The sequence below is a fragment of the Bradyrhizobium sp. 23 genome, assembly GCF_023073295.1.
Taxonomy (GTDB): Bacteria; Pseudomonadota; Alphaproteobacteria; order Rhizobiales; family Xanthobacteraceae; genus Bradyrhizobium; species Bradyrhizobium canariense_D.
The window spans coordinates 27,648-36,377 of record NZ_JADPJF010000098.1; the positions used below are offsets into that span (position 1 = coordinate 27,648).

Annotated in this window: 10 protein-coding genes and 1 riboswitch; of the genes, 2 read left to right on the plus strand and 8 right to left on the minus strand. The window is 64.1% G+C overall.

Annotated features, from left to right (window positions below; genetic code table 11):
• Positions 1-37: 37 nt before the first annotated feature.
• The 3 genes from thiS to IVB32_RS23955 all read right to left on the minus strand — a co-directional run bounded on the left by thiS (position 38) and on the right by IVB32_RS23955 (position 1,969).
• The gene (thiS, locus tag IVB32_RS23945) at positions 38-235 is read right to left on the minus strand and encodes a sulfur carrier protein ThiS (protein ID WP_085349129.1); all 198 of its coding nucleotides are present in this window, start codon (positions 233-235) and stop codon (positions 38-40) included.
• Entirely contained in the window at positions 226-1,251 is a 1,026-nt protein-coding gene (locus tag IVB32_RS23950) for an FAD-dependent oxidoreductase (protein ID WP_247294948.1), read from the minus strand. Before IVB32_RS23950 ends, thiS begins: the two co-directional genes overlap by 10 nt.
• A riboswitch (TPP riboswitch) is annotated at positions 1,239-1,367 on the minus strand. Its footprint overlaps the gene before it by 13 nt.
• A gap of 53 nt (positions 1,368-1,420) precedes the next feature.
• The gene (locus tag IVB32_RS23955; RefSeq protein ID WP_247294945.1) at positions 1,421-1,969 is read right to left on the minus strand and encodes a lytic transglycosylase domain-containing protein; all 549 of its coding nucleotides are present in this window, start codon (positions 1,967-1,969) and stop codon (positions 1,421-1,423) included.
• Between the two features lie 235 nt (positions 1,970-2,204).
• Here IVB32_RS23955 and IVB32_RS23960 point away from each other — a divergent pair, with 235 nt between their 5' ends.
• On the plus strand, positions 2,205-2,420 hold the full coding sequence (locus tag IVB32_RS23960; protein WP_018454159.1) for a hypothetical protein: 216 nt from the start codon (positions 2,205-2,207) through the stop codon (positions 2,418-2,420).
• Positions 2,421-2,792: 372 nt separating this feature from the next.
• The gene (locus tag IVB32_RS23965; protein ID WP_247370187.1) at positions 2,793-3,338 is read left to right on the plus strand and encodes a PRC-barrel domain-containing protein; all 546 of its coding nucleotides are present in this window, start codon (positions 2,793-2,795) and stop codon (positions 3,336-3,338) included.
• A gap of 101 nt (positions 3,339-3,439) precedes the next feature.
• Here the strand turns inward: IVB32_RS23965 and IVB32_RS23970 are convergent, their stop codons facing one another.
• The 5 genes from IVB32_RS23970 to IVB32_RS23990 form a co-directional block, all read right to left on the minus strand.
• Positions 3,440-4,651 carry an ABC transporter substrate-binding protein gene (locus tag IVB32_RS23970; RefSeq protein ID WP_018454161.1) on the minus strand — a complete coding sequence of 404 codons (1,212 nt, stop codon included), beginning with the start codon at positions 4,649-4,651 and terminating at the stop codon, positions 3,440-3,442.
• Between the two features lie 157 nt (positions 4,652-4,808).
• Positions 4,809-5,639, minus strand: coding sequence for an ABC transporter permease (locus IVB32_RS23975; RefSeq protein WP_018454162.1), 831 nt, complete (start codon positions 5,637-5,639; stop codon positions 4,809-4,811).
• Entirely contained in the window at positions 5,636-6,898 is a 1,263-nt protein-coding gene (locus tag IVB32_RS23980) for an ABC transporter permease (RefSeq protein ID WP_247294943.1), read from the minus strand. Before IVB32_RS23980 ends, IVB32_RS23975 begins: the two co-directional genes overlap by 4 nt.
• A gap of 33 nt (positions 6,899-6,931) precedes the next feature.
• Positions 6,932-7,981, minus strand: a complete 1,050-nt coding sequence (locus tag IVB32_RS23985) for an ABC transporter substrate-binding protein (RefSeq protein ID WP_085385377.1) — start codon at positions 7,979-7,981, stop codon at positions 6,932-6,934.
• An 87-nt stretch (positions 7,982-8,068) separates the two neighbouring features.
• Positions 8,069-8,730: ABC transporter ATP-binding protein (locus IVB32_RS23990; protein WP_247411669.1), on the minus strand; the 662-nt coding region annotated here is incomplete at its 5' end.

Consider the following 8,730-nt stretch of genomic DNA (forward strand, 5'->3'; position numbering starts at 1 on the left):
GATGACAGCTGAGTGTTCGGCGAGCGCGCCATCATCATCACCCTCCCTGCCGCGGCGTGATGATCTCGATCTCGTCGCCGGGCTTCAGCGCCGTCTCGGCCCAGCGGCTCTTCGGCACGACGTCGTAGTTGAGCGCGATCGCGAAATGGGTGCCCTCGTAGTCGAGCTCGCTGAGCAGCGCGTCGACGCTGGCCGAATTCACCTCGCGCTGCTCGCCGTTCACGATCACGCGCATTGCATCACCTCATTGTCGATCTGGCCGCGCTCGACAAAGCCAAGCGTCAGCTCGGCCAGCGCCGGGGCGATCAGGAAGCCGTGACGGTAGAGGCCGTTCACGCTGATCGTGTTGCCGCGAATGCCGATGCGCGGCAGATTGTCGGGAAAAGCGGGGCGCAGGCCGGAGCCGAATTCGACGATGCGGGCCTCGCCGAAGGCGGGATGCACGGCATAGGCCGCGCCCAACAGCTCCAGCGCCGAGCGGACGCTGACGCCGGTGTCCTCGGCCTCGATCGAGGTCGCGCCGAGCATGAACAGATTGTCCTCGCGCGGGATCACATAGAGCGGCCAGCGCGGATGGATCAGCCGCACCGGCCGCGCAAGCTGCACCTCGCTGGTCTCGATCAGGATCATCTCGCCCTTGACGCCGCGCAAGCCGGGCTGCTCGTCGCGCGCAGCAAGGCCGCGGCAGTCGATCACGATGCCTTCAGGATCAAGTTTTGCGAGTTCGGCCGCGGCGACGTCGCTTTCGAACTTGATGGTGCCGCCGGCGGCGCGGATGCGCTCGTGCAGTTTCGGGAGCACGCGGCGCGGCTCGACATGGCCCTCGGTCGGAAAGAACAGCGCGTCGCGGAAGCGGCCTTCGAGCGAGGGCTCGAGCTCGGCAAGGCCGGCGGCATCGAGCCGGCGATGGCCCTCGGTCATCCGGGCAAAACGCTCGAAGTCGCTGCGCTCGCGCGGGTGGGCGACGACCAGCGAGCCGTTGAAGGGCGTGTCGGGCAGCTCGCGCCGCCAGATGTCGAGCGAGCGCAGGCCGAGCCTGGAGATGATCGGTTCGGAAACTTCCGCCTCGCAATAGGGCGCGAGCATGCCGCCGGCCCAATGGCTGGTGGCATCGGTCATGTCGGCGTCACCGCGCTCGTGCAAGGTGACGGCGTGGCCGGCCTGCGCGAACAGCAAGGCCTGCCAGGCGCCTGCGATGCCTGCGCCGATGATGGATACCGGGGAATCCGGTCGCTTGGTCGTCTGCAACATCCCTGTCCCTTCGCCGGCATGACCCGGATCAGGTTCAAAGGGTCACCGCGGTCCTGGGCGGATTTGCCCATTTAGCGGTATCTCAGCTCCTCCTCGGAGCACCCCTCGGAACGGCTCTAATGTATGCCAGCAGGGCAGGGTGGTCAACGCGCTTGGGCGGGAACCGCGCTTACCTGGGCGCCTGCGCCCGGGCGTTGCGGACGCGCTGGGCGAGCTTCCTGTGCGGCGCGGCGCCGAATATCGGCTGCGGATTGCCGTTCGGCTCGAGCCAAGGGGCGCCCATATTGGCCTCGCTCGTATTGGCGACCTGCACGGCCTCCTGCCGCTGCCGCTTTGCGGCGTAGTAATAGCCGCCGGCGAAATAACGCACGGCGCGGGCGTGATCGCCATTGGCGGCGTGATAGGCGCCGGCGAGATATTTCACGGCATAGGTGAGGTTGGTATTGGGATCGCGCAGGCCGGCGGCGTCGCCGGTGTAGCCGACCCCGCGCGCGGTCGCGAGCTTGATCTGCATCAGCCCGATGGTGCCGCCATGGCCGACCAGGCCGGGCTGATAGCGGCTTTCGCGCATGATGACGCGATGCACCAGCGCCTCCGGCACGCCGTTGGCGCGGGCATGGGCCGCGACCATCTCGGCGTACTCCGCTTGGCCCGCGAATGCGGCCTGTGGCAACGTCAGTCCGGCCGCGAGCAGCGCGGCGACATGTAAAATTTTCATCAAATGTTCCTCGGCACCGCTCACCTGCGCCCGCTCGCGTTAGGCCCCGCGAACGCGGCGATGATGTGGCGAAACGCCTCCGATTACGTTTTTGCAGCGCAGAGCCGTCATTCGGACGCAAGGCCGGCGTAGGGCTTGTCATGCAGACGAAGCCGTCATTCGCGACAGCGGGCCTGTCTATTCGCGTGCGGGCCCGAAAGCGAGTAAGAGAGCGGCGCAAATCGGGAGAGGTGCCATGACAAAAGCAAACGTGGTGAAGGCACACATCGGCGACATTCCCAGGCAAAATCCCTGTGCGCAATGCGGCGCGCCGATCCCCCAACCTGATTGGATCGAGGCGGGCGACGGACGCATCTCCTATCTTTGGACATGCCGTGCTTGCAATTATCGCTTCGAGGCGGTTGCGATTTTTGATGAGGGAGCCGTCGCGCACCCGCCGCTTGCGGCCTGAGGTTTAGTCTTCGGGCCTGATCTTTTCGGAAAACCGCTGCACACTTTGCGCTGGCGCGACCCTTCGGGTCCGGATCATGGCTTAAGCCGCAAGCTGCGGCTGCTGCCGTACCGGCAATTGCATCCGCACGATCGGCCCATGCGGCTCCGGGTCGTGCAGCGACAGCTCGCCGCCGTGGGCGATCGCGATCGCGCGCGCCGCATGAATTTATCCACGAAATCGTGCGCTGCGAAATGTTCCTGAGTGACTTAGGAACAATTGAACGCAGCCCAGATGCTCGCGCAGCACGCGACGAAATTGCAGCACGCGCGGAACTGGGACTGATCCGAGCTGTTTTCTCCGCACAAGTTTTCTGCTGAAGGAGAGGACAATATGTTGATGAAATCGATCGCGGCCGGTCTTGCCGGTACCGCACTGCTCGCAACCGTTGCGTTCGCGCAAAATCCGACCGCCACCACCGACAAGGCGCCGGCTGCCGCGGCGACGACGACCACCACGACCGCGTCGGGACAGTGGCGTACGTCCAAGATGGACGGCATCAAGGTCTATAACGACGCCAATGAGAACATCGGCTCGATCAACGATCTGCTGATGGACAAGAGCGGTAACATCAAGATCGCTGTGATCGGCGTCGGCGGCTTCCTCGGCCTGGGCGAGCATCTGGTTGCGGTGCCCTTTGAGAAGCTGAAATTCGTCAACGAGGCGGTTGCCTACACCGGCGCTGCCGGGAACAGCCCGAACAGCGCAGCCAACCGGCCCGCGGCGACTACCACGACGGGTGCCGCGACCGGCACCGACAACAAGCCCGCGACGACAACGACGGCCACGTCCGCGTCGAAATGGTATCCGGACCACGCCGTGTTCAATGCGAGCAAGGACGAGCTGAAGAACATGCCCGAGTTCAAATACTCGGAGTAACGCGGCTCTGAACGGCTAAACGAAGCGCGCCCGGTTTTTGCCGGGCGCGCTGTCGTGCTCTTCCCAACCTCTCCCCGCAAGCGGGAAGAGGGAGAAGAACTTCAGTGCGTCACCAGCGGGCAGCCGCCCTTGTCGAGCGGACGGAAGGCCTCGTCGCCGGGCACGGTGGCGATCAGCTTGTAGAGGTCCCACTCGCCCTTGGAGTCCTCGGGCTTCTTGACCTCGAACAGATACATGTCGTGGACCATGCGGCCGTCGATGCGGATCTTGCCGTTCTTGGCGAAGAAGTCGTTGACCGGTGTCTTGCGCATCTGCTCCATCACCTTCGGTGCCTCGTCGGTCTTGATGGCGTCGATCGCCTTCAGGTAATGCATGGTCGCGGAATAGAGCCCCGCCTGGATCATGGTCGGCATGTGACCGACCTTCTCGTTGAAGCGCTTGGAGAAGGCGCGCGTCTCCTCGTTGGTGTCCCAGTAGAACGCGTCGGTGATGATCAGGCCTTGCGTCGACTTGATGCCGAGCGAATGAACGTCGGTGATCTCCATGAGCAAGGCGATCATCTTCTGGCCGCCCTCCGTCAGGCCGAACTCGGCCGCCTGTTTCAGCGCATTGGTGGTGTCGCCGCCGGCATTGGCCAGTGCGACCACCTTGGCCTTGGAGGCCTGGGCCTGGAGCAGGAAGGAGGAGAAGTCCGACGAGTTGAGCGGATGGCGGACCTCGCCGAGCACCTTGCCGCCGCTCTCCTTGACGACGTTGGCGGCGTCGCGCTGCAGCGCCATGCCGAAGGCGTAGTCGGCGGTGACGAAGAACCAGGTGTCCTCGCCGCGCTTGACCATCGCCTTGCCGGCGACGTTCGACAGCGCATAGGTGTCGTAGGTCCAGTGCACCGTGTTGGGCGAGCAGGCGACGCCCGTGATATCGGATGAGCCGCCGCCGGAATTGATGTGGATCTTGTTCTTCTCGCGCGTCAACGCCGAGATCGGCAGCGCCACCGACGAGGTCGGCACGTCGAAGATCGCGTCGACCTTGTCGTTGTCGTACCAGTTGCGGGCGATGTTGACGCCGACGTCGGGCTTGTTCTGGTGATCGGCGGAGACCACCTGCACGGGCTTGCCCGCGACTTTGGCACCGTAATCGGCGACCGCCATCTCCACGGCGGCGAGCGAGCCCTTGCCGGTCGCGTCCGCATAGAGGCTCGACATGTCCGTGAGCACGCCGATCTTGACGACGTCGTCGGAAATCTGCGCCTGGGCGGCGCCTGACGTGGCGGCGAGCGCGAGACCGGCCGCGATCGCGGCGATGAGCTTTTGCATTTTGTTTCTCCCTCAGCGTTGTTGTTTGGGTTTTGTTGCGGGGACCGTTCTAACGACAATCTGTCCCCGGAGCAAAGCCCGAGAATGCGCGAGGAGGGTTGAGAAATAAGCAGGGCGCGGCAGTGTTTTCACCCTCTCCCCGGGAGAAGGAAGAAGCTCACGCGCTGCTGCCCTTGAGCCGTTCGTTGCGCCGGCGCAGGCCTTCCAGGGTGGCGAGCAGGATGACCGAGACCGTCGTCAGGATCACCGCTGCCGCCGTGATGGTCGGGCTGATGTTCTCGCGGATGCCGCTGAACATCTCGCGCGGCAGGGTGCGCTGCTCGGGACCTGCCATGAACAGCACGATCACCACCTCATCGAAGCTGGTCGCGAAGGCGAACAGGGCCCCCGATGCCACGCCGGGCAGGATCAGCGGCAGGATCACGCGGCGGAAGGCGTCAAGCGGCGAGGCACCGAGCGAGGCGGCAGCGCGGGCCAGATTGGTGTCGAAGCTCTGCAGCGTCGCGCCGACCGTGATGACGACGAAGGGCGTCGCCAGCGCGGTGTGGGCCAGGATCAAGCCGAGATAGCTGCCGGTCAATCCGATCGGCGCGAAGAAGAAATAGAGACCGACCGCGGTGATGACCCCGGGCACGACGACCGGCGACAGCACGAAGGCCAGCACGAGCGGCTTGAACCGGCTCTTCCACTGCGCCAGCCCTAACGCCGCCAGCGTGCCGAGCACCATCGACAGCAGGGTCGAGGCGACACCGATGATCATGCTGTTCTTCAGCGAATTCATCCAGCGCGGCGAATTGATGAAGTCGTCGTACCAGCGCAGCGAGAGGCCCGGCAGCGGATAGGTGAGGTACGAGCCCGAGCTGAACGACAGCGGCATGATCGCAAGGATCGGCGCAATCAGGAAGATGAACACCAGCGTGGAGATCACGATGGTCGCGGTCCACGCAATGCGCTGGCTCGGCGTGCGGATGGAGGAATTGTCGCTCAATTCTTCATCCCTCCCGTGACCTGCTGTCCCTGCACCAGCTTTCCGTAGACGAGCGCGAGCAGAATAGTGGCGAGCAGCAGCACCGCACCCAGTGCCGAAGCAAGGCCCCAATTGGCCGTCTCGGTCGTGTAGAGCGCGATGAAGTAGCTGATCATCTGATCGGCGGCGCCCCCGACGAGTGCTGGCGTGATGTAATAGCCGAGCGCCAGGATGAAAACGAGCAGGCTTCCCGCGCCGATGCCGGGCAGCGTCTGAGGCAGGTAGATCCGCAGGAAGGCGGTGAGCGGCGGCGCGCCGAGCGAGGCGGCGGCACGCATGTAAGCAGGCGAGATCGCCTTCATGCTGCTGTACAGCGGCAGGATCATGAACGGCAGGAGAACGTGGGTCATGGCCACGCAGACACCAAAGCGGTTGTAGATCAGGCGCAATGGCTCGTCGATGATGCCAAGCCAGAGCAGGCTGTCGTTCACGACGCCTTTGCCCTGCAACAGAACGATCCAGGCGCAGGTGCGGACCAGAAGCGACGTCCAGAACGGCAGCAGGACGAAGATCATCAGCAAATTCGACCGGCCGGGCGGCAGCGCCGCCAGCAGGTAGGCGACCGGGAAGCCAAGGATCAGGCACAGCACCGTGACACTGAGGCTGATGAGGAAGGTGCGGACGAAAACGTCGCGGTAGATGGCCTGATCGGGCGGAGCTGCGACAATCGCGCCGTCCACGTTCCGCGTCAGATCGAGCGCCGACAAAAGATAGAAGCCGGTCACGGGGCCACTGGCGTCCTTGATCGTGGTCCAGGTGGCGCGTTCGCGCCAGGCCGGGTTGATCTTGCCCAGCGTCTCCCTCGCCGTGCCGGGCTCGGGCGCAGTCTTCAGATTGCGTGCGGTGCTGGTCAGGATCGTGCGGAAGCCGTTCAGTGCGTAGTTGAGCCGCTTGGCCGCAATCGCAATGGTGCCGGAATCGCGCGCCGCCATGATGTCGCCCGCCAGCGCCGCGTAGGCCTTTTCGTCCGGCAGATCCCTGCCGTCCCAACTGGCGAGAGCCGCGATGGTCTGAGGCAGAACCAGACGCACCTCGCGGTCATCGACGGCACGCCACAGCATGCCGGCGATGGGCCCAGCGAAGGTGAAGAGCAGGAAGACGAGAAGCGGCAGAACCAGCGCCAATGCTTTGACCTGGCGTGCTCGCTCCGCCCGCCGCAATCGGCGCTTGAGCGGCACCTCGGTCGGGCCATGGGCGCCGGTCAAGAGCGCATCCGTCATTGGTCTAACCTTGGGTCGAGCTTTGTGGGGACGCTATTTCGCGGCCCATTTGTTGAAGCGCTCGGTCAGGCGGTCGATGTTCTCGAGCCAAAAGGCAACATTGATCTCCACCGCATTCTTGATGTTGTCAGGCGCTGTCGGCAGGTCCTTCAGAACAGCAGGCGCGAGCAGGGCGGCTGCGTCCTTGTTCGAGGTGCCATAAGCAATGTTCTCCGACAGTTTCGACTGGTTCTCAGCCTTGCCGACGAAGTCCAGGAACTTGTAGGCCGCGTCCTTGTTCGGGCTGCCTTTCAGGATCACCCAAGTGTCGAGGGTGAAGAGCGCTCCGTCCCAGACCATGCCAAAATTCTTCTTCTCGTTCTTGTTCGCGGTGTCGATGCGGCCATTGTAGACCGAGGTCATTGCCACCTCGCCGGAGGCGAGCAATTGCGGCGGCTGAGCGCCGGCCTTCCACCAGACGATGTCGCCCTTGATGGTGTCCAGCTTCTTGAACGCGCGCTCGACGCCCTCGTCGGTCGCCAGCACCTTGTAGACGTCCTTTGGCGCGACGCCGTCGGCCATGAGGGCGATCTCCAGCGTGGTCTTCGGCCCCTGACGCAGGGCACGCTTGCCCGGGATCTTCTTGGTGTCGAAGAAGTCGGCCCAGCCCTTCGGGGCCTCCTTGAGCTTGTCCTTGTCGTAGCCGAGAACGAAATCGTAGAGGATGGCGCCGACGCCGCAAGGATTGACCGACGGTGGGATATAGGCGGCCTCGCCGCCGATCTTCGAATAGTCGAGCTTTTCGAACAGGCCTTCCTCGCAGCCAACCGCCAGCTCGTCGCTCTCGACCTGGACGACGTCCCAGGTGGCGGCACCACCCTGCACCTTGGCGCGCAACACGCCGACGCCGCCGTCCCAGGACTCGTCATTCAAGGGAACACCGGTCGCTTTCTTGAACGGCTCGAAATAGACCTTCTTCTGGGCATCCTGATAGGCGCCGCCCCACGACACAACGGTGAGGTCACGCGCCTGCGCGACCGTGGCCAGCGTCGCGCTGGCGGTGAATGCCGCGGCCAAACCCAGAATAATCTTGCGCTTCAGCATGGTCTTTGTTCCTTCTTCTTCACGTGACTTGCGTTGAGCTTGGTTGGTCCAGGTCCGCCCACCTTGGAGCGATGCTGCATGGTCGGATCAGACGGGATCGAGGGCCAGGCAGTCCTCCGGGCGGAAGGTGATGAACACGTCATCGCCAGGTCTCAGGCGGCCAGCTGTAAGGCTGCCAGCTCTCAGGCTGTCATGTGTCCCCGGCTGAAGCTTGACCATGAACTCCTTGTTGTCGGCGACGTCGAGCACGGCCAGCGCGTGGTCGCCGAGGTAGATGGTGTTCTGCACCTTGGCCGGCAGTCGGTTCGGTTCGTCGCTGGAGATGCCATCCGGGATGATGGCGATCCGCTCCGGCCGCACCGACAGCGAGGTCGATGCGCCCGCGCCTGATACGTTGACCGCTCGTGCGGTCACGGCGCCGCCGCCCGCCAGCACAACGCGGCAATATTGTTTCTCGACCGTCTCGACGGTGCCGGAAAGCACGTTGTTCTCGCCGATGAAATGGGCGACGAAGCTGTTCACCGGATGCTCATACAGCGCGTCGGGCCTGTCGATCTGCTGCACGATGCCATCGTTGAACACGGCGATGCGGTCCGACATGGTGAGCGCTTCACTTTGATCGTGGGTGACATAGACGACGGTGATGCCCATGGTCTCGTGCAGCTGCTTGATCTCCAGTTGCATCTGCTCCCGCAGGCGCTTGTCTAGGGCGCCCAGCGGCTCGTCCATCAGCACGAGTTGCGGATTGA

Bases quoted from the DNA above. Each gene is read 5' to 3' on its own strand.
- thiS (WP_085349129.1), bottom strand. From the start codon at position 235: ATGCGCGTGATCGTGAACGGCGAGCAGCGCGAGGTGAATTCGGCCAGC.
- IVB32_RS23950 (WP_247294948.1), bottom strand. From the start codon at position 1,251: ATGTTGCAGACGACCAAGCGACCGGATTCCCCGGTATCCATCATCGGC.
- IVB32_RS23955 (WP_247294945.1), bottom strand. From the start codon at position 1,969: ATGAAAATTTTACATGTCGCCGCGCTGCTCGCGGCCGGACTGACGTTG.
- IVB32_RS23960 (WP_018454159.1), top strand. From the start codon at position 2,205: ATGACAAAAGCAAACGTGGTGAAGGCACACATCGGCGACATTCCCAGG.
- IVB32_RS23965 (WP_247370187.1), top strand. From the start codon at position 2,793: ATGTTGATGAAATCGATCGCGGCCGGTCTTGCCGGTACCGCACTGCTC.
- IVB32_RS23970 (WP_018454161.1), bottom strand. From the start codon at position 4,651: ATGCAAAAGCTCATCGCCGCGATCGCGGCCGGTCTCGCGCTCGCCGCC.
- IVB32_RS23980 (WP_247294943.1), bottom strand. From the start codon at position 6,898: ATGACGGATGCGCTCTTGACCGGCGCCCATGGCCCGACCGAGGTGCCG.
- IVB32_RS23985 (WP_085385377.1), bottom strand. From the start codon at position 7,981: ATGCTGAAGCGCAAGATTATTCTGGGTTTGGCCGCGGCATTCACCGCC.